Source organism: Brevibacillus sp. SIMBA_040 (assembly GCF_046535075.1).
In the GTDB taxonomy this organism is placed as follows: Bacteria; Bacillota; Bacilli; order Brevibacillales; family Brevibacillaceae; genus Brevibacillus.
In genome coordinates this window covers 145944-169691 of sequence record NZ_JAWRXI010000005.1, presented here as the reverse complement: position 1 = coordinate 169691, position 23748 = coordinate 145944, and the positions used below count along the sequence as shown (strand labels likewise).

The following is a 23748-nucleotide window of genomic DNA, read 5'->3' as shown; positions in this document are numbered from 1 at the left end:
AATCTTCCGCTAAAACGCGGTCGCTCCTCGGTGAACAGGCCTCGATCGAAACTTTTTGCGGGCCATGGTCACTGCAAATTATACCATGCTCTACAGCCACAAAAAACAAGACAACCCGCTTTAATGGGTTGTCAAAGTGTAGGACAAGCTCTCTTTAAAATTGCGGAGGGGTTACAGACCAGATCAAAACGACCTCTTCTTCCCCTGAATTTTCAATCGAATGTGTTTTACTGCTATCAAACGATATGCTGTCACCTGTCTCCAGGACGTGCTCCTCATCATTAAATCGAGCAGTCACCGTTCCTTTGATAACAGTAAAGCACTCTTCACCGTCGGTCTGAACGAACTTATCTACTACCATTTCCCCTGGGGCCAGACGTACTTCAAGCATACCCAGCTTGGCACTGCCTCCCATTGAGAGCAACGAATACGTACCTGTCGATTCTGGAAAAACTAGCTGTCTACGCTTTTGCAAGCGAGTCACATGAACCTGTTTCTGGTCAATATCTTCAAAAAAATGAATGATGGGTGACTCGAGAGCTTTGGTGATTTTCCACAGGGAATCTAGTGAAGGCTGTGAAATTCCTCTCTCCACTTGACTGAGCAACCCTTTGCTTAAACCAGTTTTGCCAGCCATAATCTCCAGTGTATAGCCACGCTCTTTCCGAATCATACGAATCTTGTGTCCGATGGTCTCGATGGGAAGTCGCATAAGTTCCAACCTTCTTTCTTATCGGAATAAATACGATATGTATTTCCAGTGCGTTACACGACACCCATCGTTTTGATAATTCCGGTCGTAAACAGCACTATATATACAAGTCCAAACATGAGAAACGACAAACGCCATGCGGAAAATCCAACCTTTCGCAGGGAGAGCTTCCCTTTCCACTTCACCTGAATCCACCCTAACAACACGATGGTCACTAGGAAGAAACCGGTCACCCACCACCAGGCGGACAAAGCCTCTGGCCAGATGAGTCCATACGCGGAAACGGCTGAACGAATCACCAAAAAATTCGTGATATTTATCGCCCAACGGCCAGCCAATCGCTTGTCCCTCTTGCACCCATATAGAATCAGATAGATGAGAGGAAATCCAAGAAATGGCACAACCGTTAACGTACCCCATAAATAGGCCCAGATATTTGCCAGCACGGTCATTTACTGTCGCCTCCCTCCTTCCCCATTCCCATAGCTGACTTCAGGGTGATCACCCGAAGCAGAGTTTCATGTAATGGAGTTGGAATCCCGGCAACCTTACCTTGTCTCACGATATAGCCGTTGATTGACTCCACTTCTGTTTGCCTGTGTCGCTTCACATCCTGCAGCATGGAGGAAAGATTTCGGGAAGTATTTCGGCATATGGTGACAATTTCCTGCCAGTCCGCCTCCTCTATTTTTTGTCCGGCATATTCTGCTACAGTACGAGCTTCTTGAAAAAGCTCTCGCATCAGCTTTTCTGTATGCGGATTCTCTAGAAGAGCGCCGTTTGGAATTTCAAAAAGCGCGGTTAACGGATTGATCAGGGCATTGGCCATCAGCTTACGCCACGCATATGGCTTGATCGATTTTTCGAGTACAGCATGTATGCCAATAGACGTCGCCCATTCCACAAAAGAACAAATGACAGGATCACTGTCCCTCACGCTCTCCCATGTTCCGACACGTAGAATGCCACTCCCTGTATGCACCACTTCCGTTCTAGACAAGCGTCTTGCCCCTTCTGTATTGATGGCAAAGAAGCTGCGTCCCTCGGATAGTATTCCATGTAAAAGCTCATGATGGCCCATACCGTTTTGCAGCGCGATGACTCGTGCCGTACTGTGTATAAGACGAAGCGCTGGCAATAATGCGGGTAAATCTATCTGCTTGACGGTTAACAAATACAAGTCCCCCTCAGGCAGTCCCTGCTCAATGGAACAAGCTCGGATGGGAACAACAGTTTTTCCCCCATCTAAGTGCGTGTAGCTAATCCCGCTTTGCGTCAGCTGATTTGCCTGGAGTGAACTACGTGTGACCACTGTAACGGTTTGACCAGCGAGTGCCAGCCTTGCCGCATACAGCAACCCTACTGAGCCACCGCCAACCACAACAGTATGAAGCACCTTAGTCTGTGACTGCATTTGTTCACCTACATTAATCATTACTTATTTTTAGAATAACAGAGTTTAGGAGATTCTTCAATTGATTGGAACAAAAAAGATCAAAATTATCGAAAAATTACTCGTTTTTTGCTCTTATGAAGAGAAAAGAGACTGCCACCTGATACGTGACAGTCTTCGCTGTAATTTAAACAGGATAAACGGGATGCTTTCGATCCGAGAAAACCTGGCGTTTGCCTTTGTATACCTCGAAACGGCCAATCAGCTCCTGGCGCAGATCACTCGGAGGCACAATCCCATCTACAATCAGGTTGGAGGCGAGCAAATACAGATCGATGTCTTCCTGGTACTCCTTGCGCTTCTCAGCAATGAATGCCTGGCGCTCCTGCGGGTCTTCGATCGCTTGAATTTTATTGCTGTAGACGGCATTGATCGCTGCCTCGGGTCCCATTACCGCGATTTGCGCATTCGGAAGAGCGAGGCATGCATCCGGTTCAAATGCCGAGCTCGCCATTGCATACAGACCTGCCCCGTATGCCTTGCGCACGATGACTGAAATCTTTGGCACTGTCGCTTCTGCCATAGCCGAGATCATCTTGGCACCATGACGAATAATTCCCGCACGCTCTACTGCTGTACCGATCATGAAACCAGGTACGTCAGCGAGGAACAGCAGCGGTATTTGAAACGCATCGCACAGTGTAATGAAGCGAGCAGCCTTGTCTGCGGAATCAACGAACAAAACTCCACCTTTTACACGCGGCTGATTGGCAATGATCCCAACCGGTTTGCCGTCCAGTCGTGCCAGCCCAGTAACCAGCTCTTGAGCAAATAGCTTTTTGATTTCAAAAAAGGAGTCGTCGTCGACCAAAGCCGTAATCAAATCGTGCATGTTAAAAGCAGCGTTCTGATTCTCCGGTACAATACTTGTAATTTCCTTGGCTGTCTCACTCGGTGCCTTTGCAGGGGCCTGAGGCGGCTCGCTTGTATAGTTCGCCGGGAAGTAGCCAAGGTAGGTCCGTGCTGACTGAATGGCTTCTTCTTCGTTTGCAGCAAGTACGTCACCGCATCCACTGACAGAGCAATGCATCCGTGCACCGCCCAACTCCTCCAGGGACACTTTTTCACCGATGACCATTTCGGCCATGCGAGGTGATCCCAAGTACATGCTGGCGTTTTTCTCTACCATGATCACGATGTCACAAAAAGCAGGAATGTACGCTCCGCCTGCAGCAGATGGGCCAAACAAGATGCACACCTGTGGAATTTTCCCTGAGAGCTTCACCTGATTGTAAAAGATGCGTCCTGCCCCTCTGCGTCCCGGGAACATTTCTAACTGATCCGTAATACGCGCTCCTGCGGAGTCAACCAAATAAATGAGCGGCACGCGCATTTTTTCAGCGGTTTCCTGAATCCGAATGATTTTTTCAACCGTTCGTGATCCCCAAGAGCCTGCTTTTACAGTCGAGTCATTCGCCATTACGCAAACGGTTTGGCCGTTGACTTTCCCAATCGCTGTCACGACACCATCGGCAGGTAGATCGCCCGCCATGACATTTGCAAATAGACCATCCTCTACCATGAACTCGTCATCAAACAGCATCTTCAGTCGATCACGCACAAAAAGCTTATTTTGCTCTTTCAGCTTTTCGTGATATTTGGCTTCGCCCCCCTGTTCGACCTTGGCGATTTTCTCTCGTAGTGTCTCTTCCAGCTGCTTATTCATCGGCGACCTCCCCTTTACTCTCCGCGATATACCGGCTTTCTTTTTTCTTGAAATGCTTGCAAGCCTTCCAGGCGATCCTTCGTTGGTACGAGCAACTGATAGGCGTTGCTCTCCACCTGCAGACCAGATGCCAAGTCAACTTCCATTCCACAATCAATCGCAAACTTCGCCTGAGCGAGAGCCAGCGGTGCATTAGCAGAAATGTCATGCGCCATCTGAAGCGCTGTTTCTATCAGCACATCTGGGGAAACGACCCGATTGACCAAACCGATGGCCAGAGCTTCGTCAGGCTTCACACGCCTAGCTGTAAAGATCAGCTCTTTGGCGATCCCTTTTCCAACAAGACGAGGGAGCCGCTGCGTCCCTCCTGCACCCGGGATGATCCCCAACGCAGTTTCCGTCAGCCCCATCTGAGCTGTCTCGCTCATCACACGGATGTCGCAAGCGAGTGCCAGCTCGGTACCGCCTCCCAAAGCCAAGCCGTTGATCGCTGCTATGACGGGCTTCGGCAATTTTTCCAGGTCGCTAAACGTATCGCGAATGGTCTTGATGTATTGCTGAACCTGCTCCTGCGGCATCGTCCTACGTTCCTTCAGATCTGCCCCTGAACAAAACGCTTTGTCGCCTGCTCCCGTCACAATAACCACCCGGATCTCATTGTCCAGAGCGATCTCAGTGATCAAGCGCCGCAAAGTGATCAGGGTGTCCAGGTTGAGGCAGTTGAAAACATCAGGCCGATCAAGAGTAAGTACGCCAATCAAGCCTTCTTTATGCAAAGAAACTGTCATGCCGCTTCCCTCCAGGATAAATTCGATACTACACAGACTCGCATGAAAGAGATGCCTTCAAAACTTTGGAGGTTAGCTCACGCCCTAATTCCTGCTGGATGAACGCTCCAGCCTCTGTCAAGCGCTCAAGATCCACACCCGTTTCATAGTCCATCCCATGCAGCATGTAAACTAAATCCTCGGTGGCAATGTTTCCGGCTGCTCCCGGCGCATACGGACAGCCTCCAAGACCGCCAATCGAGCTATCAAAGGTACGCAGCCCTTCGCTAAGAGCAGCTACAACATTCGCCAGCCCCGTACCCCTGGTATCATGGAAGTGACCGGCCAAGCGCTCGGTCGTAACATCCTTCACAAGCGCTCCGATTCTTTCGTGGACCTGCTTGGGCGTAGCCACACCGATCGTATCCCCGAGCGAGACTTCGAACACGCCCATCTCAAGAAGCGCATTCGTCACGCGCCGACTGTTGTCCAGCGGAACTCTCCCTTCATAAGGGCATCCAAACACCGTTGAAACATAGCCGCGAACGCGAAGACCGAGAGCCTGAGCCTCGCGGGCCACCTCCTGCAATACTGGAAATGTTTCTTCTATGCTTTTGTTGATGTTTTTTTGATTGTGTGATTCGGAGGCGGACATGAACAAAGCCACTTCCGTTATTCCGCAAGCTGCCGCACGATCCAATCCGCGAAGATTGGGGACGAGAGCACTAAACGTCACATCCTTTGGGCGAGCGATCCCCCGCAGGACCTCCTCGGCATCTGCTAACTGCGGAATCCACTTCGGATTCACAAAAGAGCTCGCCTCCACGCGTTTCAAACCTGCTGCGACAAGTTTATCAATCAGCTGAATTTTAGCTGCTACAGGTACGATCTCTTTTTCATTTTGCAGGCCGTCCCGCGGCCCTACTTCTACGATTTGCACCTTGTTCATATGCTTCTCCTCCTTTCCTAGCGGGCGCTCAGTTTGTAATCATTCTAATACTATTCTAGTTCGATGATGATATCCCCATCATTGACAAAGTCGCCAATGTTCACTTTTACCTCAACAACCTTGCCTGCTGCTTGTGCTTGCACTGGTACTTCCATCTTCATGGATTCCAAAACGATTACATCTTGCCCGTCGCTTACTTGATCTCCTGCTTGTACAAGCACTTGAATTACTGTTCCTGCCATTGTCGCTGCTACTTGTTTCATAGAATGTCCACTCCTCTTCATTTGTTTTTCTTCTGTGTTTATTTTGAAATACGCTCTTGCACAAACCAGGTGGTATATTCGCCAGCACGGAAACGTTCGTCCACCAAAACCTCTTGCAAAAACGGAATGTTCGTTTTAATTCCAGTAATCAGAAATTTTTCAATCGCTTCTTTTGCTCGCTGCACGGCCTCTTCTCTAGTCGCACCGGACACGATCACTTTGGCAATCATCGGGTCGTAAAAAGGTGTCACTTGTGTACCTGCTTCTACCCCGTCATCAATTCGAACGAACTCTTGTACCGGAGGTTGGTAGAGGGTAATCGTACCTGGAGAAGGTAAAAAGGTTGACGGATCCTCCGCATAAACGCGCAGCTCAATTGCGTGTCGCAATGCTTTTACATCTTCCTGAGCGATTCCCAGCGGGTTTCCTTTTGCAATCTCAAGCTGCATCGCTACCAGATCTAGCCCTGTCATTTCTTCTGTCACTGGATGCTCTACTTGAAGGCGCGTATTCATTTCCAAAAAGTAAAAGTTTTTGTTTTCATCAACGATGAACTCTACAGTACCTACACCCGTATAGCCAACTGCCTTGGCTGCCAGCACAGCTGCCTGGCAAAGCTCTTCGCGTGTTGCCTGATCAAGAAATGGCGATGGACTTTCTTCCAGCACTTTTTGATGACGGCGCTGTATCGAGCACTCGCGCTCCAACAGATGGATGACTTCTCCGTGTTCGTCCGCTGCGATCTGCACTTCGATATGATGGGGACGCTCCACATATTTTTCCACATACATGGCGTCATTACCAAAGTATGCTTTTGCACGACCTTTGGCTGATTGATAGGCCTGACGCATTTCCTGCTCGTCCCGACAAATTTGCATGCCGATTCCGCCGCCCCCAGCACTTGCCTTTAGCATGACCGGATATCCAATCGCCGCTGCAATTTCTGCTGCTTCGTCCGGTGTTTCGACCGGCGCTTCGCACCCTGGAACTACTGGTACGCCTGCTGCCTGCATAATATGACGGGCAGTCAGCTTGTCGCCCATCTGACCGATTACTTTTGGTGCAGGTCCTATGAATACGATGCCCTCTTCGCCAACGCGCCGGGCAAAAGCTTCATTTTCGGATAAAAGACCGTACCCAGGATGAATTGCATCAGCATTTGTACTCTTCGCTGCTGCAATAATTGCCTCCACATTCAAATAGCTGTGTGGGACAGGAGGTGGACCGATATGCACAGCTTCATCCGCTTCTCTCACGTACGGCAAGTCCTTGTCAGCATCAGAGTAAACTGCTACTGTAGCGACTCCCTTCATCTTGCAGGTGCGAATAATTCGTCTGGCAATCTCACCGCGGTTTGCAATTAGTACCTTAAGCATGGCAACGCTCCCCTCTTTCACAAACCTGGAACACAATCGAAAGCGTTTTCAAATTGATGACCAGTTTGCGGCATGTATTTTTTGCTACTTCCTATTGTGCCATGAGATTGAAAAGAGTTCTAGGCTGAAATTTTTAAATTTTCCCATGAAACCAAAAATATTTCATGATAACCGCGTCCCCATTGCATTTGAACATCCTATTTAATAAAAACTCTACGGATTGTATCTTTTATGGTGTATAATAAGTACGAGTGGCCAAAAGGTGGCCAGCTAAAGAGCTGTGAGAGGAGTGGCTAACCTATGTTTGAGGTAAGACGTTTGCAAATCAACTACAAGACGCTGGAGGAATTCCAGAAGTTTCGCGAATTTGGCCTGGAGGAGCTTTCAATGAAGGAAGACCTGGAGGCGAACATCGTGGAAAACGATTCGGAATCTCCTTTTTATGGAATTTATGACAACGATCTTTTGGTAGCACGTATGAGCCTCTACAAAATCGACGGGAAATACGACCGCTATTTCCAGCCTACACAGGATTATTACGAGCTGTGGAAGCTTGAAGTCCTGCCTGATTACCGTAAAAAAGATTACGGAACAGCTCTGGTTAACCACGCGAAAAGCTTTGGTGCACCGATCAAAACAAACTCGCGCTGCCGCGCTGACCAATTTTGGTTGAATATGGGCTTCACGCCTGTAAAGTACAACCCTATGCGCGATCGTGGAGAAAATCCATACGTTTGGTTGCCTGAAAACGTTGGACTGCAAGACTAGCGCACCACTTATATGAAAAGACAAAAAAGAAGCGGCAAATACCGCTTCTTTTTTATGTAAGCAAATGCGCCCTCTACTTTTCCACTCGCTCCAGATTCCCGTTTTCATCCATTTTAAAAATCGCTTTGGACGAATCTTCTTCTTGTAAAAAGGCTAGCTTGCGAGCTCGCTCCATAATCTGTACCAGCGCACGATAGTCATCATTAACCCCTCGTACCTGCTCCAGCTCTCGTCTCGCTTTTGCATGGGCTTCTGTCAATTCTTTTATTTCTAATTCTTTTCCTTCCAACTCTTGTTCCAGCTGTCTCAAGCGACGGGACAACTCTTTTTGGTTGACCAACATCCGAATAACCGATTCGATTTGCTGCTCTTCATCATCTGCTTGTTTGGACACTTCCTGCGTGACAGGTACTTGCCGCTTAGGAGGCAACGCAAAAACCTCTACTTCGGCAGTGCCCTGCGCCGGAGCCACCCGACCCATCTTTTTCAATTGTTGTCTTTGGCTTTTGGCAATGGATATCGCCGCATCATAACGCTTGCGGACGCAGCTGTTCCACCGGAAGCCGCAAGCAGCTGCTGTCCTCCCTAGCCTTTGACCTACTTCTTCAAATGCGGCAAGCTGCGTGCCGCCCTCGCGTATGTGGCGCAAGGTGACTTCCGCCAACACTAGATCGTCATCTTCGGTCCATGCGTCTTGTCTGGAAGCTACCATATGAGTCCCTCCCGTTACCTTTAAAAAGGATGATGTAGTTCATCCTATGCTTTTTCCTACTCTTGTAGAATCGCTTTCTACTAGAAAAAGTATGTCCAAGCAAATAAATGTTTAAACGGGAGAAACCTTACATGGTCAGTACCTACCTTTTTGTAAGAAACTTTTCCACTACTGCTACATGTGCATCACTGCCCCATATTCCCGCGCATTGCTCAATTTCTTTAGCGATCCGCACCGACTGTGGCAAGCCTGCTCGTTTCCACTGCAGTATTCGCATATACGCCTCTATTCCGACGAGCGGCTGTGCTGCAATCTTACGGGCAAAACGAAGGACATGCTCCGCTAGATCATTCGCAGAATATACTTCGTCCACGAATCCAAATGTTTTGGCTTCCTCTGCAGACAAGCGCTCACCGGTTAATAGCAAGGCCAATGCTTTGGACTCGGGTAATGCATCCAATAGACGGCTTCCCCCGCCCCATCCCGTCGTAATATGCATGCCGATTTGAACAAATCCAAACAATGCCTGATCGCTGGCAAAACGAAAATGACAGGCTCCTGCGAATTCACAGCCTCCGCCAACAGCAGCCCCATTGATCATCGCGATAACTGGCTTCGTGAATTGATCAATTGTACTTAGCAATGCCCCCACCTTGCTTAAAAGTGGATGCGCCTGCTCATATCCTCTGGCTGCAATAAACTGGTTCAAGTCTCCCCCCGATACAAAGCTTCTCCCTGTGCCGGTAATAATGAGGACTTTGACGCTTTCATCTTCAGCGCAATCCTGTAAGGTAGCAAGCAGTTCATCGACTAACTCCATACTGATTGCATTATGTACCTCTGGCCGATTTAGCGTAATTGTAGCGATCCCCTCATGCTTGGTTATTCGTAACGTTTCCATTATGGCCCCCCAACCTTTTCATCCATCTGATTTGCCTTTATTTTACCGCCAAATGGGACAAAATCATAAGAAAACCTTGATCGAGGCCTCCTCAAGGAGTGCGACCGCGTTTTAGCGGAAAGTTTTCATGCGCTCCGGAATTCATAAGCATGCGCTTATAAATTCCTATACGTTAAGAAAACCTTGATCGAGGCCTCCTCAAGGAAGAGCGACCGCGTTTTAGCGGAAGGTTATTCTTGCTAAATCAGGGTGCAGATACGGAACGTTTATACTTTCTGAGTTAGTAAGAAAAAAAGAGGAGGCCAAAAGCCCCCTCTTCTTTACGACAGTAAATTTTTCATTGCAGATGAATTGAAGCCAACAATCAAGTTTTCGCCGTCCGTGAGAATCGGGCGTTTGAGAAGCTGTGGCTCTTCACTCAGCATTTCCAACAGCTCTTTTACGGACATGTCGTTAATGTCCACATCCAGGTTTTTAAAACGCTGGCTTCTCGTGGACAAAATCTCATCCAGTCCATTTGAGGTCATTTTGATAATATCAAGCAGCTCTTCTGCTGTTGGTGGATTTTTAAACAAGTGACGCTCTTCGTAATTCACACCGTTCTCTGCCAGCCATGCTTTGGCTTTCCGACAGGAAGTGCAGCTCGGATACGTGAAAAACGTTAATTTTTGAGTATGTGTACGCTCAGCAACTGCCATCGGTTACCCCTCCATCTCATCTATACAATCTCGTTTGAACGATTACAGGTGTTGCTAAAAACGAATCCTTATGTTGGAAGCAAACACTTGCAAAAAGTTAGCTAATAAAAAAACCTTCCTTAATTCGGATTATAAATCCGTCATTAACACTATGTCAATAGTAGTTAATCTAAAAACTAGGCGAAAATTACTTATATATGTACCTCTAGCACACTATAACCTTAACAATCTTAGGAAAATCGGATACACTTATTATGATTTGTCTAAAGAAGGGGGTAACAGCATGGATTATGATGCGCATAAGTTGACCAGTGCTTTAGCTGACCCCACCCGTTTTTCCATTTACCAATTCGTCGCATACAGCAAAGACCCAATCACTGTCCAGGAAGTAGCTGACCACTTTTCGATCCATCCTAACGTGGCAAGGCTGCATTTAACCAAACTGGAGGATGTCCATTTGCTTACAGCCGTTACGGACAAAAGTGGCAAAGGTGGACGACCCAGTCGATTGTACTCACTGTCTGACCAAGTCGTGAGCCTACAGTTTCCACCCCGTGACTATCAGCTGCTGGCCGACATCGCGATTGAAAGTCTGCTCTCGCTAGGCGAAGCGGGTAAAGCCGCTTTGATTAATATGGGACATCGTATCGGTACAGAGATGGCAAAACGGGCGGTTGCCCAAAGCGGAATTCAGTTAAAAACGGCCACTATGGATGAAAAGCTGAGTTTGATTCACCGCCTTGTCGTTGCACAAGGATTGAAACCCGACATCGAGGTATTATCAGATGGCGTACTACGTTTCCGTGTAAACAACTGCACGTTTTCTGATTCAGCCAAAAAATATACAAGTTCTGTATGCCATATGCACAACGCCCTTTTGATGGGAATATTCGAAACGTACTTGGGGAAAATTGAATTACATGAGGACGAGTCCATGCTTGGTGGATGCAGGTCATGCAACTATACGGTGATTCAATACTGATAAGGAAGACAAAAAAGACGTCATAGCTTGTCAGGTGACAAAAATACGTCATACCTTAACCGTTTACACACATTCGCCCGTCCTATATAATGGGGTAGGAATCTTGTAAATCTTACCGTTCTATGCAAAAAGGGGGGACAAAAATGGATCGTATGTATCGCGTTCTTGGTTTCTGGACCATCGTAATCGCGCTGATGGCGTTCTGGGGCGGTTTGTACCCAATGTCGCTCATCTTCTTCGGTCTGACTGCTTTCTTCGTAGCACTCAGCTACATGAGCTTGACTGAAAGAACGTACTTAAACATCTTCTTCGGCTTCATGTTCGTGTCTTTCGTAGGATTCACGTATTATACGTTCTTCTTGATGCCTGTTGGATCACAAGAACACGCTTTCTTGCAAATGATCTTGTAAAGAAAAAAGATGCTCTTTTACGGAGCATCTTTTTTGTATAGCTCTTTCCTTTACCGGAATCGTAGAACAACGCTCTCGTCCACTTCCTTGGCTTGGACCATGACGCGAAATCTCCCCCCTAAGCCTGCAGGGTCAATCAATTGCTGGATAGCGCGGTTTCGTTTCATTGCCGGGCTTCTGAATGGATCGGTATCCATGTGAGACACGGCCTTTTCCAGCAGCCCATTGCGCATCAAAAAACGATCCTGTCGCATGTAGGCCCACTCCCGGAGTCCAACCTTCTCGCCATACTTGCTCCAGTCTGAAAAGTTGATGTGTGTCGTAATGTCTTGTTCTCCTATATGAATGTATGGATTTCCATGTGCCTGATGACGATAATAACACATCAGTGTTCCTTGCTTACGGCTTTGATGATACAAATCCTCCTGCAGATCACCGTAATCGATAGTAACCACAAACCCTTTTTTCAGCAGTCGTGAAACATCCTCCGCAGCCTTTTCCAGCTCCAGATTGACCTCGATTCGCATTCCTGCGGGTAGCTTCATCTCCAATGCTTCCAAATACCGCCCCAGCTCAGGAGTGACCTCTCTACATTCCTCAATAAATTGGTCCTGGTGCTCCGTCACCCACACTTCCTGCCAGCCTGTCTTTTTCTTCTCGGCAATATGAACCGGAAAAGCATCCAGCCATTCATTGGACAAAACAACACCTTCTATTTGTTCCGTTCGTGCTGCATCTGCCAAAGATGAATACCACTTTTTCGTAACCGGATGATTTTCAAGCGCTTCTTTTTGGACCTTACGATGATAGGGACTCGCCTCAATCATGATGACCGTCAGGGTCTCGTACAGCTCTGGCACGATGTCACGGATACGATCCAGCATGTGCCTGCATTGCGATCCTGTCCCCCCACCGATTTCTACAAGAGTCGGCGCAGTCATGTTACTTGCTTGCCACATATGTATGACGGCATCTGCCAAGGTTTCAGCAAATACAGGGTGTACCGACGCACTTGTATAAAAGTCCCCGTCTTTGCCGACCTTCGGCTTGTCCGACATGTAGTACCCATAGGTAGGGTGATAGAGAGCCAGGTCCATATATCGCGAAAATGGAATGGCTTGCCCTGGTTGCTTCTGTATTTCCTCTCGAATCAGCGTATTCAAGTCCATTAGGCTCTTCTCCTGCTATCCAAATTCAAGCTATTAAGGCTATAATACGAAAAGAAGTCATACAATGTGAAAGAGATAAAGAGATAAGGGGTTCTCGAACGGTTCCCATCATGAAGGCAAAAGGTGAAAATATGCGCAAATTTCTGCTCATCCTGTTGCTTCTTGTTTGTCCGTTGACCGTTTTCGCTCAGGAAGAGACGTCCATTCCATTGGAGCAGCTGATCTTGCAGCAGCATTTCACTCAAAAAGAGCTGGAACGAACACTTACGCTGATCAAGGCAGAAGAAACGCGGACATACGGGGAGATCGCACGGATTGATCTTGATCTGCAGCGCCAAAAGCTTGTCATTGAAGCCATGCAGCGCCACGCAGGTGAAGTGGCCAGAGCCTATTACACAGGTGAACGTGCCAATCTTCTGACCCTATTGTTAAATGCAGAAAATTTCAATGAGTTTCTGCTTATGTTTGATTTTATCCAGATCTTATACGAGCATGATATGAATCGGCTGGAAGCATACCAAGCAGAACGTACAAAATTGACTGCGCTCCAGGTTGACAAGCAGGGCCGCTTAACCCTCTTACGGGATACTCGCAAAAAATACGAAACACAATTAGCGGAAATGCTTGCGATTCAGGCTGAAAAAGAAAAAAATGTGCAAAAGCTGGACGACCCGACTACGGTAGAGGCACTCATGGACCATCTCATTGCCGATTGGGAAAAACGCGGCTTGCCCGCCTTCCAAACCTTCTTCGGTATGCTGGCAAAAGTCATGGTTCAGGTTCCAGAGCTCGCTACACCAGACCGCATCCAGTCTGACGGTCTATTTTCACACACCTTGACCATCAAGCAGGATGATTTTAACCAGTTTTTGGTTGCCAAAGACGAGCTATTTAAGCAATCGCGCTTTTCTTTTGAAGAAAACAAATTGATCGTCGAAGGTACGTACGACCATATGGAGCTTCGCCTCGTCGGACAATACGAGCTCGTCTCCCCTACTCAGTTGAAATTTCACATTACGGAGCTAGCCTTCGACGGATTCGCCCTGCCACCATCCACCATCGAAGAAATGGAAAAGGCGTATGATCTTGGTTTCTACCCCGAGCTGATCTCCCCGAACATTCAAGTAGAGGGAATCACGATGCTCAACGAGGAATTAAAACTACAGCTAAAACTGAATCTTCCATTTGGATTTGGAAAGAAATAAGGCCAGCTCATTTGTCAGCTGGCTTTTTTCTTGGAAACAATCGTGTTTACGTGCAGAGGCATTTCTTTTTGCAGCTGCTTCATGTAGTTGATAGCTTCCTTTGTCAAGGTAGGAAACTTCTCATTATTCTGAAGCCTTTCGAGTGTTTGCGGTACGGGATAAATGACATAATTGCGTTTGCCGTTCTTGCGATAAAAATGAACATAGGTCGGGATCATTTCAGCCTCTTCAATGCTCGCTTCGCCCGCCTCGCTTTTGTGCAAGGTAAGCTTCAGAATTGCTCCAACGTCTTTGTAATCCCATCTTTGTGCCGAAATGAAATTACCCAGTGAGTAAGTAATCAAGCCTTTATGCTGGCGTCCATCCTCCAGCGTGACCGTTTTCCACTCATACGGCTGAACGACATGAGGATGCGCACCTAAAATCAGATCAGCACCATAGGTGAGACATAGCTCCGCTGTCTTCTTTTGAGCCTCGTTCGGGAAGCGTTGATACTCTTCCCCGAAATGAAGGGCAACAGCAACGAGATCGGCACCTTTTTCCCGTGCCCTTGCAATGTCTCTCTTGATCATCTCCGGTGAAATCAAGTTAATAAGATAGTCCTTGCCCTGTGGAATCGGAATCCCGTTTGTCCCATACGTGTAGGAGACGAGCCCTAGCGTAAAACCATCTTTATGGATAAGCAATGGTTCGTCACGCTCTTCGGGACTTGCAAATGTCCCTGTGTGCAAGATACCGGCTTGATCCAGATACTTGATTGTCTGGAGGACGCCCTGCTCTTTTCGATCCAGCGAGTGGTTATTCGCAGTGGATACAGCCGTAAATCCTACCTCTTTCAAAGTCGGGGCAAGTGATTCTGGCGAATTAAACATTGGGTATCCAGTATATCCCACTCCACTTCCACTCATGGTTGTTTCCAAATTCCCAATAACCCAGTCCGCTTCTTTAAACAACGGCTCCACATGGGTAAAAAAAGGTCTGAAATCATACGCTTTCGTAGCGGGATTCCAGGCTGCGTCCATTTGCTCCTGATGTACCATGATATCGCCAACGGCCATGACCGTGATTCGCTGTTCAGGAAAACGGGAAGGAGGAACGACCTGTGCTGCCTGCTGATTAGACTGCGCAGATGGGGCGGGCTCTGAAGATGGTACTACGTTTTGAGCAGGAGCTGTGGAGAGCTGTTCCTGTTTGGCAACGGGCGGGACACACCCAACTGCACTGGTGCACCCAAGCGCAACAACTAGCGCCCATAAACACCATTTTGTCTTCATAACTCGTAGCTCCTTTTTTGTTGTGACCCCTTCCTCTTCGCCACCTATCTGCGATATCCTCTTCCTACCTCAAAAGAATCCCCTCATAAGAACTAGCGTAACAGCCCTGTCACAAACGGATTAAACGTCTTTTCGTGATCGATCGTCGTTTTAGGTCCATGCCCCGGATATACAATCGTCTCGTCGTCCAGCTCAAACAGTTTGTCCTGAATGCTCATCATCAAGGTTTCGTAGTCTCCTCCGGGTAAATCAGTACGTCCAATGCTTTGGGCAAACAGCACGTCACCACCAAAGCAATGCTGCCCGATTACAAACGAGCAGCTTCCTGGTGAATGGCCTGGCGTGTGCAAAACACGAATCGTAAAGCCTGCCATCTCAAGGGTTTGCTCATCACGTAGCTCATGCTCGGCACGCTCACAGACGATTGGTTGTGGCAAATTCCAGCGACTAGAACCGTTCAAATCCGGATTGGTCAACCACTCTTGCTCCAGCGGATGAATGTAGACAGGTGCTTTTGTCAGCTCTCTTACTTGATTGAGGCCACCGATATGGTCGAGATGGGCGTGTGTTAGCAAAATAGCTACTACCTGCTTTCCTGCAAGTGCTTGTAACAAACTCGCTGGTTCCATCCCGGGATCGAGGACAATCGTCTCATTTGTATTCGGATTCGTTATGACATACGCATTCGTTTGAAATCCTCCAAGTGCAAAGGATTGAATGGTAAGTTGTTGGTCGCTCATAGGAACCTCCCTGATTTTTTGATACGATAGAGTAAATTTCGATTGTACGAGGTGAAACGTATATGCGCCATATGTACGGTGTGGAGCTGCAAGTTCCGGCTGGCAAACTTCCGGGCTTCTATGCTCAAGTCATACATAAAATCGGTGATCATGTCAATGTTTTCGACCGGGATAAACTACTTTTTATCGTCGAGAATGAGAAAGAGTGCGAAAAGCTGGAAGCCATTTTAACGAAATCCTCGATGCTGGGCGATGTTTTTCCTCTCCTGCAGCTTCCCTCATCCACGCAACTGAAACAGCTGGACGATTTCGGGTTTGTCAGTCAAAATGAACATCTGTATATCTACGCTGAGCACGTCGCTTTATTCACTATTACTACAGGCTCTGGCTCTGAGCAAGATCGATGGGCTGCCTCTGAGCAGTTGCAGGAGCATGTACTCGGAACAATCCCCCAAACGGCTGATGAGGCCCCTGTATACTTGATTGACAGCAGCTTGACAGAGCTGGCAGATGGCATCGCACGTGCTTATCAGATAAGCCTTACCTGGTTGCATTGTGAATCGTGAGCTTCTCCATTTTGGCAGAGGAAAAACGCCTCCTCCCTTATCAATAGGGGTAGGCGTTTTTGAGTAGCTGCTATTTCTTACTTGCTCTCAGCATATTTTTTCAAGTATTCCTTCACTTTGTTTGAATCTGCTTGCAGCTCCAGTCCCGTTTTGACTAATGGCGTCAAGGTAGAGGATGCTTTGAATTTATTGTCATTATACGTTTTAATCAATTCCTCCTGATTGATCGCATACAGAACAGCTTTTCTCAAATCTTCGCTTTTGGATACCTCTCTGTTCTCCAGGTTGAACAAAAGATAGGCTACTCCGTTGCTTTCGAGCGTTTGCAGCTTGAGCTTGCTGTCATTTTGCACTAAATCAAACTTCGTTTCAGGTATGCCGTAGTACACATGAATTTCGCCACTGCGAAGTGCTGCGAGTGCACTGTCTGCGTCTTTAATGAAGCGAACGACCACCTTCGAAATTTTCGGTTCGAATTCAGTCCCCTTTCGATACCCAGGGTTTTTATAAAAGACCGCTTCGTAGTCATTTTTATAAGAAAGGATGTACGGTCCGCTTGCAGCAAGTGCATTGTTATAGGTAGCCCCTTCTGTTACTGTCGACTGATCCCCGTAGGAAATATCTTTGTTCACATCATATTTTGCCACGTCAAATGTATTGATACTCTCTACCTGCTTCTTTGAAACGATGCCTGCCGATTGATGCGCCAAATAGTTCAACACCTGCGGGAATGGCTTTGTCGTCGTAAGCTTGATTACCTGGTATTTCCCTGATTGATTGTTCACATCCGCTTTATTGCTTGTAAGTTCATTAATCGGCGCTTTTAATCCTTTATCAAGCGCTTCTTTGATCGTACCACTAGCACCGGATTGTTTTACTGTGGACAGGACGCTTGGATCTGTAACGAGCTCGACATTTTGAATATGCTCGTGCAGGCTGTACGTGCGATGGTCGGGAACTGCATCCTTGTTTTTCGCGCGGTTCAGGGAGAAAATAACATCCTCTGCCCCTACTCGCTCCCCGGAATCAACGGCTAGCTTATCCTTGATCTTGGCGAAGCTAATGTCGTCGCGCAGCAGGAAGTAATAGTCCGAATTCCCCTCAGCAATCGCATAATTGTGAGATAGGGCACCCTCAGATGTGATCTTGTCATCATCGGTGAGATTCACTAAACGGACATACATATTTGTATTCAGCATATTGATAGAACCATCATTGCCTTTGATCGGGTCCAGCGAGGTCAAGCTCGATATCGCTTGCTGCAAAATTAATGGGTCCTTATCCCGCTTCGATTCATCGACAAAATCAACCGCTTCCCACACCATCGATCTGGATTTGGACAAACGGACACTGCTCTCTTTCAGCAGGTTATGATTTAAGCCCTGGCTTTTTAACGAAACATAGAGTGGAGCAATATACGCTTTATCAAAAACGAGGCGCTGTTCCAATTTTTCATACGTCTCTTTATACTCCTCAGCTGTTTGCGAGGCTGCTTTATCAATCAGCTCGTCAATCTCAGGATCGCTGATCGGTCCCTTGTTATAGTCGCCTCCTGTTTTAAACAACGATCTGACCGCATAGTCGGGATTGCCTGTTACTGTCGTCCAGCTGGATATTGCCACGTCATAGTTCCCTGCCTTTTCCTGAGCCGTGTAGCTGCCGAAATCGGGTTGCAAATTCAGCTTTACGTTAAATCCTGATTTGGATAGCTGATCGCGAATGACGTTGGCATCTGTTTCGTCTCTGCTCTGCGTCAGTAGCACGATCTCAACTAGCTTTTGCACACTCGGCTCCTTGCTATCCTCCTTGACTACATCCTTCTTCGTAGCAACCTCGCAACCCCCAATCACTAGCAAGGTACTGAGCAATAGTGCGGAAAGCCCTCTCTTTTTCATCTGAAATCCTCCCTGACCGTATTATTAATGATAGTGAATCAGTCCTTGTGCCAGCTCTTCCACACGATGGCATGCGACAAAATGCTCTGCCTCGACTTCCTTCCATTCTGGATCTTTTTCCAGGCAAATGCCCTGCGCAAAAGGACACCTTGGAGCGAATCGGCAGCCTTGCTGTGGATTGATTGGCGATGAAATCTCCCCTTTCAAAATGATTTTGTTTTTCTTCTCCAGCACGTTGACTGAAGGGATCGCTGACAAGAGTGCCATACTGTATGGATGAAGCGGCCGCTTGAAAAAAGTCGATTTCGTTGCCTTCTCAATGAGCTGTCCCAAATACATGACACCCACATGATCTGAGATGTGCTTGACGACCGACAGATCGTGCGAAATGAACATATAAGTCAGTCCAAGCTGTTTTTGCAGCTTCACCATCAAATTGAGGATTTGTGCTTGAATAGATACGTCCAACGCGCTGACAGGCTCATCACACACAATGAAGCTGGGGTTGATCGCAAGTGCTCTGGCAATGACGATCCGCTGCCTGCGTCCCCCGTCAAATTCATGTGGATACGAATTGCTGGCACTCTGCGACAGTCCAATCAACTCCATCAGCTCGGCTACTTTTGCCCTTCGCTCCTTGTCTGACTTGTAGATGCGAAAGAAGGTCAACGGTTCCTCGATAATTTGGGAAACGGTCATTCTCGGATTCAGCGAAGCATATGGGTCCTGGAAAATAATCTGCATATGCTGCCTCATTTGCCGCATTTCCTCTTTCGAAAAGGTTGTGATGTCCATTCCTTTAAATAAGATTTTGCCTGCTGTCGGCTCATGAAGTCGCAGTATGACGCGTCCGAGTGTACTCTTTCCGCAGCCGGATTCCCCGACAATCCCGAGCGTCTCCCCTTGTTTCACGCTAAATGACACGTCATCTACGGCATGCAGCATGCCTTTTGGAACCGCAAAGAGCTTTTTTACATGCTTGATCTCCAGTAAATTTTGTGAGCTCATGCTTTCACCTCATCTAGTACCTGGAAATGACATTTACTCAGATGCGCCTCTCCCTGCATCACTGGTGAAATCGTTTCGCAAATGTCCATTTTGTATTTGCACCGGGGATGAAAGAAGCAGCCTGTGGGCAATGCAGCGGGATTGGCCATACTTCCTTCGATCTGATAAAGCATCTCCTGGTCATCCTCCAGCTTGGGTATCGATTCGAACAGCCCAATCGTATACGGGTGCTTCGGATTGGTATACACCTCTTCAACAGTGCCAATTTCAACGATTTCCCCCGCGTACATGATCGCTACCCGATTGCAAGTCTGGGCGACTACTCCCAAATCATGGCTGATCAATATCATGGACATGCTGTATTGCTCTCGCAGCTGCTTCATCAGCTCGAGCACCTGCGCCTGAATCGTTACATCCAAAGCAGTCGTAGGCTCGTCTGCGATCAACAGCTCGGGATTGCATAGCAGAGCCATCGTGATCAGCACCCTCTGCTTCATCCCCCCGGAAAATTGGTGCGGGTAATCACTGTAACGATCCGCTTTTACCCCGACGGTTTCTAGTAGCTCGATGACCTGCCTTTTCGCTTCCGCCCTGCTCCCTTTTTTATGGGTCATGACTGCTTCCGTCAGCTGGTCACCGACACGCATGATCGGGTTGAGTGCCGTCATGGAATCCTGAAAAATCATAGAGATGCCATTGCCGCGCAGCTGCTTGTTTTCTTTTTCTGTGTTGTGGATCAAGTTTTTCCCTTTGTACAAAATCTCGCCGTCCACAATGATCCCCGGCGGGTCAGGAATGAGCTGGATCAAGGAAAGCGCTGTTGTCGTTTTGCCCGCTCCCGTTTCACCGACAATTCCTAGGCTGTCTCCTTTTTGGAGCTTCAGGTTCACGCCATTCACTGCTTTTACTACACTGTCTTCTGTCACGTAATGGACATGGAGATTTTTGATTTCGAGTATGTTTTCCACTGTCTCACCCATCTTCTATTTCAGCTTTGGATCCAAGGCATCTCTCAGTCCATCCCCAAAAAAGTTAAACGATAGCACCATTAAAATAATTGCGATGCCTGGATAAACGGCCAGGTATGATTTCGATTCGAGATACGCGCTTCCGATTTTCAAGATGTTTCCCCACTCCGGAATGTGGGGCTCCACACCAAGTCCCAAGTAGCTGAGGCTGCTTGTGGAGATGACAGCTATCCCGATAGTCAAGGTCGCTTTGACGATGATCGGCGCCAACGAATTCGGGATGATATGCTTGAAGATGATCGCGTGGTCCTTTGCCCCACAAGCTCTCGCTGCCTCGATAAACTCGAAGTTGGACACGCTTAGTACCGTTGCCCGCATCGTCCTCGCATAAGTAGGGATGTATCCGATGCTGAGTGCGATAATCAAATTGGTTGTATTCGCTCCAAAGGCAGCCACAATCGCAATGGCGAGCAGCATGCCTGGAACCGCATATAAAATATCCAGCGCTCTCATGATGAAGTTATCAACGTACTTGCCATAAAAGCCGGATATCGTACCCAATAATCCACCTATGATTACTGGGATTAACGTCGTCAAAATACCCACAAGCAGAGAAATTCGCCCACCGAAGACGATTCGAGAAAATACGCATCTGCCAAAATCATCGGTTCCAAACGGATACTCCAGGCTTGGCGAAAGCAACAAGGTTGAATAGTTGTTCTCTACGGCAAGCGAATATTCAAAAGTGAAATAGCTGCAAATCGATAGCGACAGCAAAACGGTAATAAAGAGAAGACCAAGTACCGCCATCGCGTTTCGAAACAGTCTTCGGACAATATCCACCCAAGTGACGAGCACTTCCTTGTTGCCGTGCTTGATTTTGTGCAACAACATAAGTCCTAGCAGCAGCGAGAATACATTGCCTGTGACCGCAGTCAGAATCAACAGGTACGCAAGTGGCAGCAAATTCCTAGATACACCGCCATTTTTCAAAAAAAGACCGATTAGTATCATGGCAGCGATGTGCAGTATACTGACCGAAAGAAGAATACCCATGCCCAAGAGGAACAGATCCGCAACATATGGCTTGAACAGATTCAATGCCGAGATCAGGATAATACAAAAGTTCGTCAGCGCCATGTAGATGGCTAGCATGTACTCAATTGATTTTTCTTTTTTGATGATGTCGAGTGCAGCAATCGCAACAAAAATATTTCCTGTCAGCAAGGCGATTATAAGCGAAAAGCCAAAGATCCTGGTCGTTGCTTGAATCGTATTTCGCTGTAAAATATCGCTTCGGATTTTTGCTGAGACGAGTAGCTGTAGCATTCCGAACAAGAGATAAATGCCTGCCAATACAAGAAAAGGTGTTGATACCGTCCGCTCAAAAAGGTCATAGCCACTAAATCCAAACAAAATGGCCAAAACGATTGATGCCGATGCGGCAAAATTCGAAAGCTTGTATTCCTGAAAAGCTTTTAGCTTGCGTTTGGTAGCTCGTTTTTCATAGTGTGTTCTCATCCATGCACCTGCTTTAGTAATCACTTATTTTGGAACGAATTCGGGGATCAAGAAAGGCGTACAGCAAATCGACAATCAGGTTCACAATTGAAATGGTCACGGCCACATAGATCACACCCGCCAAAATCCCCGGAATATCCGGGATAAATTGTTTATCGACGATGTAGCTGCCGATCCCGTTGATATTAAATACTTTTTCCGTTACGGCAGCCCCGCCAAGCATACCGCCGAATTGCAAGCCGATTACGGTAACGATTGGTATTAGCGCATTGCCCAAAGCGTGCTTGAGGATGACTTTTCTCTCACTCAGTCCTTTTGCTTTGGCTGTCACGATGTAATCCTGATGAATCACCTCAAGGGTAGAGGACCTCGTCATTCGAGCAACCGAGGCTGCCAGTCCCGTCCCTAACACGATCGCTGGATTGATGACAGACAACCAGTTGTCCGGATTAAAAGTAGCCGGGAGCCACTGTACCTTGATTGAAAAATACAAGATGGCGACCAGCCCCTGCCAAAAATCAGGGATCGATAATCCGAGCAGCACAAGTACCATAAAACCGTAATCGAAGAAAGAATACTGTCTTGTCGCTGAAATAAGTCCGGACGGTATCGCCATCAAAATAGCGATGATCAATGAAATCACTGTCAGTTGAAGCGTAATCGGCAGCTTGCGAATAATTTCTGTCGATACCATTTCATTGCCAGCAAACGATTTGCCCAGATCAAACGTGACGAGCCCTTTAAAGGAATTCCATAGCTGGACGAGATAAGGCTGATCCAGTCCATAAACCTGATTAAAGTGCCGTAGCTGTTCTGGTGTGGCGGTTTGCCCCAAAATGTTCGCCGCAGGGTCCAAGGGGGATAAATACAAAATCGTAAACACCAGAAAGGTAACTCCAAAAATAACAAAGACCATCATGACTAGTCGATCAAACACATATTTCAAATACGGCTTGCTATAGATGTAAATGAACAAATACATCAAGACTCCGGGGATCATGGACGCTGCAAAAAACAACGGATGATTAATCAGCTTGGAAAACGTACTGCCATATGTAACTTTGCTGATCCCGGCAGCTCTCATCGCGTCATCGACTTTTTTTGTCACCTCTTCTTGAAACACCCTCGCTGCCAGCTTTTTCGTTTCTGCTTGCAGCTTGCTTTCGTTTACCTCTTTATTGAAAAAGATGTATTTGGTTGTGAGCTCATAGCGTATATCCGCAGTAAGCTGGTTTTCTACTCCTTCTTTGCGTAAACGAAGCTTGGTCTCCTCTCTCCATTTGAGAAAGGGATCGGATCGCCTTTGAATGAAAAAGACAGCCGCCACAACCAGGTTGATTGGTAATCCGGAAACGAAAAGGAGTATTTTGTAGAGCTGATTTTTCAACATCTTTTCATAGGTACGGCCAATCCGGTATCGAACGCCCATAGCGCTTGTTGTTTTCAGCTTCTCCTCTGCAATTCGCCCCGTGTTGATATATGCCATACGACAACCTCCAAATGAATTCATAAGAAAACCTCTATCAAGGCTTTCTCAAGGAGGAGCGACCGCGTCTTAGCGGAAAGTTTCCATGCGCTCCAGAATTTATCAGCTTCATGCTTAAAAATTCTTATACGTAAAAAAAGACAACAAGAAACAAACCTCGATCAGTTTGCTTCCCGTTGTCGGGTCAGCCCCATCTATTCAAGTAGGGTGCATACAGAAATTCACATAATACCTAGTTGTTTAGTATGAATTATTTGCA

General features: G+C 47.2%; 24 protein-coding genes. 5 read left to right on the top strand and 19 right to left on the bottom strand.

Features of this window, described 5'->3' with window-relative positions; genetic code table 11:
* Nucleotides 1-154: 154 nt before the first annotated feature.
* From SB752_RS10640 to SB752_RS10605, 8 genes are all read right to left on the bottom strand, one after another.
* On the bottom strand, nt 155-712 hold the full coding sequence (locus tag SB752_RS10640) for a helix-turn-helix domain-containing protein (RefSeq protein ID WP_410715632.1): 558 nt from the start codon (nt 710-712) through the stop codon (nt 155-157).
* 53 nt (nt 713-765) lie between these two features.
* Nucleotides 766-1164, bottom strand: a complete 399-nt coding sequence (locus SB752_RS10635) for a DUF3397 domain-containing protein (RefSeq protein WP_410715631.1) — start codon at nt 1162-1164, stop codon at nt 766-768.
* Complete coding sequence (locus SB752_RS10630) at nt 1161-2126, bottom strand: ketopantoate reductase family protein (protein WP_410715630.1); 966 nt, start codon at nt 2124-2126, stop codon at nt 1161-1163. Before SB752_RS10630 ends, SB752_RS10635 begins: the two co-directional genes overlap by 4 nt.
* 166 nt (nt 2127-2292) lie before the next feature.
* On the bottom strand, nt 2293-3831 hold the full coding sequence (locus SB752_RS10625; RefSeq protein WP_410715629.1) for an acyl-CoA carboxylase subunit beta: 1539 nt from the start codon (nt 3829-3831) through the stop codon (nt 2293-2295).
* A 14-nt stretch (nt 3832-3845) separates the two neighbouring features.
* Nucleotides 3846-4619 (bottom strand): enoyl-CoA hydratase-related protein, encoded by a 774-nt coding sequence (locus SB752_RS10620; protein WP_410715628.1) that lies wholly within the window; start codon nt 4617-4619, stop codon nt 3846-3848.
* 28 nt (nt 4620-4647) lie between these two features.
* On the bottom strand, nt 4648-5547 hold the full coding sequence (locus SB752_RS10615) for a hydroxymethylglutaryl-CoA lyase (RefSeq protein WP_410715627.1): 900 nt from the start codon (nt 5545-5547) through the stop codon (nt 4648-4650).
* 50 nt (nt 5548-5597) lie between these two features.
* Entirely contained in the window at nt 5598-5810 is a 213-nt protein-coding gene (locus SB752_RS10610; protein ID WP_410715626.1) for an acetyl-CoA carboxylase biotin carboxyl carrier protein subunit, read from the bottom strand.
* Nucleotides 5811-5848: 38 nt separating this feature from the next.
* Nucleotides 5849-7186 (bottom strand): acetyl-CoA carboxylase biotin carboxylase subunit, encoded by a 1338-nt coding sequence (locus SB752_RS10605; protein ID WP_410715625.1) that lies wholly within the window; start codon nt 7184-7186, stop codon nt 5849-5851.
* A 300-nt stretch (nt 7187-7486) separates the two neighbouring features.
* Here SB752_RS10605 and SB752_RS10600 point away from each other — a divergent pair, with 300 nt between their 5' ends.
* Nucleotides 7487-7954 carry an N-acetyltransferase gene (locus tag SB752_RS10600; protein ID WP_289141714.1) on the top strand — a complete coding sequence of 156 codons (468 nt, stop codon included), beginning with the start codon at nt 7487-7489 and terminating at the stop codon, nt 7952-7954.
* Nucleotides 7955-8027: 73 nt separating this feature from the next.
* On the opposite strand, the gene SB752_RS10595 is transcribed toward SB752_RS10600, so the two are convergent.
* From SB752_RS10595 to SB752_RS10585, 3 genes are all read right to left on the bottom strand, one after another.
* Entirely contained in the window at nt 8028-8666 is a 639-nt protein-coding gene (locus SB752_RS10595) for an RsfA family transcriptional regulator (protein WP_410715624.1), read from the bottom strand.
* Between the two features lie 142 nt (nt 8667-8808).
* Nucleotides 8809-9567, bottom strand: coding sequence for an enoyl-CoA hydratase/isomerase family protein (locus SB752_RS10590; protein ID WP_410715623.1), 759 nt, complete (start codon nt 9565-9567; stop codon nt 8809-8811).
* A 320-nt stretch (nt 9568-9887) separates the two neighbouring features.
* A complete protein-coding gene (locus SB752_RS10585) occupies nt 9888-10265 on the bottom strand; it encodes a Spx/MgsR family RNA polymerase-binding regulatory protein (protein WP_103107702.1) in 378 nt (125 codons plus the stop codon).
* A 283-nt stretch (nt 10266-10548) separates the two neighbouring features.
* Between SB752_RS10585 and SB752_RS10580 the strand changes: the two genes are divergently transcribed.
* Nucleotides 10549-11247 carry a helix-turn-helix transcriptional regulator gene (locus SB752_RS10580; protein ID WP_410715622.1) on the top strand — a complete coding sequence of 233 codons (699 nt, stop codon included), beginning with the start codon at nt 10549-10551 and terminating at the stop codon, nt 11245-11247.
* Nucleotides 11248-11390: 143 nt separating this feature from the next.
* Nucleotides 11391-11657: a DUF2626 domain-containing protein gene (locus SB752_RS10575; RefSeq protein ID WP_410715621.1), complete on the top strand. Its 267-nt coding sequence runs from the start codon at nt 11391-11393 to the stop codon at nt 11655-11657.
* Nucleotides 11658-11707: 50 nt separating this feature from the next.
* Here SB752_RS10575 and SB752_RS10570 read toward each other — a convergent pair whose 3' ends face one another.
* Nucleotides 11708-12826 (bottom strand): class I SAM-dependent methyltransferase, encoded by a 1119-nt coding sequence (locus SB752_RS10570; protein WP_410715620.1) that lies wholly within the window; start codon nt 12824-12826, stop codon nt 11708-11710.
* A 131-nt stretch (nt 12827-12957) separates the two neighbouring features.
* Between SB752_RS10570 and SB752_RS10565 the strand changes: the two genes are divergently transcribed.
* Complete coding sequence (locus tag SB752_RS10565) at nt 12958-14031, top strand: coiled-coil domain-containing protein (protein WP_103107792.1); 1074 nt, start codon at nt 12958-12960, stop codon at nt 14029-14031.
* A gap of 14 nt (nt 14032-14045) precedes the next feature.
* Here SB752_RS10565 and SB752_RS10560 read toward each other — a convergent pair whose 3' ends face one another.
* Nucleotides 14046-15305 (bottom strand): CapA family protein, encoded by a 1260-nt coding sequence (locus tag SB752_RS10560; RefSeq protein WP_410715619.1) that lies wholly within the window; start codon nt 15303-15305, stop codon nt 14046-14048.
* 92 nt (nt 15306-15397) lie between these two features.
* Entirely contained in the window at nt 15398-16045 is a 648-nt protein-coding gene (locus tag SB752_RS10555; protein WP_410715618.1) for an MBL fold metallo-hydrolase, read from the bottom strand.
* Nucleotides 16046-16107: 62 nt separating this feature from the next.
* Here SB752_RS10555 and SB752_RS10550 point away from each other — a divergent pair, with 62 nt between their 5' ends.
* Nucleotides 16108-16611, top strand: a complete 504-nt coding sequence (locus SB752_RS10550; RefSeq protein ID WP_410715617.1) for a hypothetical protein — start codon at nt 16108-16110, stop codon at nt 16609-16611.
* 77 nt (nt 16612-16688) lie between these two features.
* Here the strand turns inward: SB752_RS10550 and SB752_RS10545 are convergent, their stop codons facing one another.
* Genes SB752_RS10545 through SB752_RS10525 form a run of 5 tightly spaced genes read right to left on the bottom strand, consistent with a single transcriptional unit; the run spans nt 16689 to nt 23432 of the window.
* The gene (locus SB752_RS10545) at nt 16689-18506 is read right to left on the bottom strand and encodes an ABC transporter substrate-binding protein (RefSeq protein ID WP_410715616.1); all 1818 of its coding nucleotides are present in this window, start codon (nt 18504-18506) and stop codon (nt 16689-16691) included.
* Nucleotides 18507-18530: 24 nt separating this feature from the next.
* The gene (locus SB752_RS10540; RefSeq protein ID WP_410715615.1) at nt 18531-19514 is read right to left on the bottom strand and encodes an ABC transporter ATP-binding protein; all 984 of its coding nucleotides are present in this window, start codon (nt 19512-19514) and stop codon (nt 18531-18533) included.
* On the bottom strand, nt 19511-20494 hold the full coding sequence (locus tag SB752_RS10535; protein ID WP_410715614.1) for an ABC transporter ATP-binding protein: 984 nt from the start codon (nt 20492-20494) through the stop codon (nt 19511-19513). Before SB752_RS10535 ends, SB752_RS10540 begins: the two co-directional genes overlap by 4 nt.
* Nucleotides 20495-20497: 3 nt before the next feature.
* Nucleotides 20498-22003, bottom strand: a complete 1506-nt coding sequence (locus tag SB752_RS10530) for an ABC transporter permease (protein ID WP_410715613.1) — start codon at nt 22001-22003, stop codon at nt 20498-20500.
* Nucleotides 22004-22016: 13 nt separating this feature from the next.
* Complete coding sequence (locus tag SB752_RS10525) at nt 22017-23432, bottom strand: ABC transporter permease (protein ID WP_410715792.1); 1416 nt, start codon at nt 23430-23432, stop codon at nt 22017-22019.
* Between the last annotated feature and the right edge of the window lie 316 nt (nt 23433-23748).

Coding starts and splice junctions, on each gene's coding strand:
- SB752_RS10640 (WP_410715632.1), bottom strand. CDS start 712: ATGCGACTTCCCATCGAGACCATCGGACACAAGATTCGTATGATTCGG.
- SB752_RS10635 (WP_410715631.1), bottom strand. CDS start 1,164: ATGACCGTGCTGGCAAATATCTGGGCCTATTTATGGGGTACGTTAACG.
- SB752_RS10630 (WP_410715630.1), bottom strand. CDS start 2,126: ATGCAGTCACAGACTAAGGTGCTTCATACTGTTGTGGTTGGCGGTGGC.
- SB752_RS10625 (WP_410715629.1), bottom strand. CDS start 3,831: ATGAATAAGCAGCTGGAAGAGACACTACGAGAGAAAATCGCCAAGGTC.
- SB752_RS10620 (WP_410715628.1), bottom strand. CDS start 4,619: ATGACAGTTTCTTTGCATAAAGAAGGCTTGATTGGCGTACTTACTCTT.
- SB752_RS10615 (WP_410715627.1), bottom strand. CDS start 5,547: ATGAACAAGGTGCAAATCGTAGAAGTAGGGCCGCGGGACGGCCTGCAA.
- SB752_RS10610 (WP_410715626.1), bottom strand. CDS start 5,810: ATGAAACAAGTAGCAGCGACAATGGCAGGAACAGTAATTCAAGTGCTT.
- SB752_RS10605 (WP_410715625.1), bottom strand. CDS start 7,186: ATGCTTAAGGTACTAATTGCAAACCGCGGTGAGATTGCCAGACGAATT.
- SB752_RS10600 (WP_289141714.1), top strand. CDS start 7,487: ATGTTTGAGGTAAGACGTTTGCAAATCAACTACAAGACGCTGGAGGAA.
- SB752_RS10595 (WP_410715624.1), bottom strand. CDS start 8,666: ATGGTAGCTTCCAGACAAGACGCATGGACCGAAGATGACGATCTAGTG.
- SB752_RS10590 (WP_410715623.1), bottom strand. CDS start 9,567: ATGGAAACGTTACGAATAACCAAGCATGAGGGGATCGCTACAATTACG.
- SB752_RS10585 (WP_103107702.1), bottom strand. CDS start 10,265: ATGGCAGTTGCTGAGCGTACACATACTCAAAAATTAACGTTTTTCACG.
- SB752_RS10580 (WP_410715622.1), top strand. CDS start 10,549: ATGGATTATGATGCGCATAAGTTGACCAGTGCTTTAGCTGACCCCACC.
- SB752_RS10575 (WP_410715621.1), top strand. CDS start 11,391: ATGGATCGTATGTATCGCGTTCTTGGTTTCTGGACCATCGTAATCGCG.
- SB752_RS10570 (WP_410715620.1), bottom strand. CDS start 12,826: ATGGACTTGAATACGCTGATTCGAGAGGAAATACAGAAGCAACCAGGG.
- SB752_RS10565 (WP_103107792.1), top strand. CDS start 12,958: ATGCGCAAATTTCTGCTCATCCTGTTGCTTCTTGTTTGTCCGTTGACC.
- SB752_RS10560 (WP_410715619.1), bottom strand. CDS start 15,305: ATGAAGACAAAATGGTGTTTATGGGCGCTAGTTGTTGCGCTTGGGTGC.
- SB752_RS10555 (WP_410715618.1), bottom strand. CDS start 16,045: ATGAGCGACCAACAACTTACCATTCAATCCTTTGCACTTGGAGGATTT.
- SB752_RS10550 (WP_410715617.1), top strand. CDS start 16,108: ATGCGCCATATGTACGGTGTGGAGCTGCAAGTTCCGGCTGGCAAACTT.
- SB752_RS10545 (WP_410715616.1), bottom strand. CDS start 18,506: ATGAAAAAGAGAGGGCTTTCCGCACTATTGCTCAGTACCTTGCTAGTG.
- SB752_RS10540 (WP_410715615.1), bottom strand. CDS start 19,514: ATGAGCTCACAAAATTTACTGGAGATCAAGCATGTAAAAAAGCTCTTT.
- SB752_RS10535 (WP_410715614.1), bottom strand. CDS start 20,494: ATGGGTGAGACAGTGGAAAACATACTCGAAATCAAAAATCTCCATGTC.
- SB752_RS10530 (WP_410715613.1), bottom strand. CDS start 22,003: ATGAGAACACACTATGAAAAACGAGCTACCAAACGCAAGCTAAAAGCT.
- SB752_RS10525 (WP_410715792.1), bottom strand. CDS start 23,432: ATGGGCGTTCGATACCGGATTGGCCGTACCTATGAAAAGATGTTGAAA.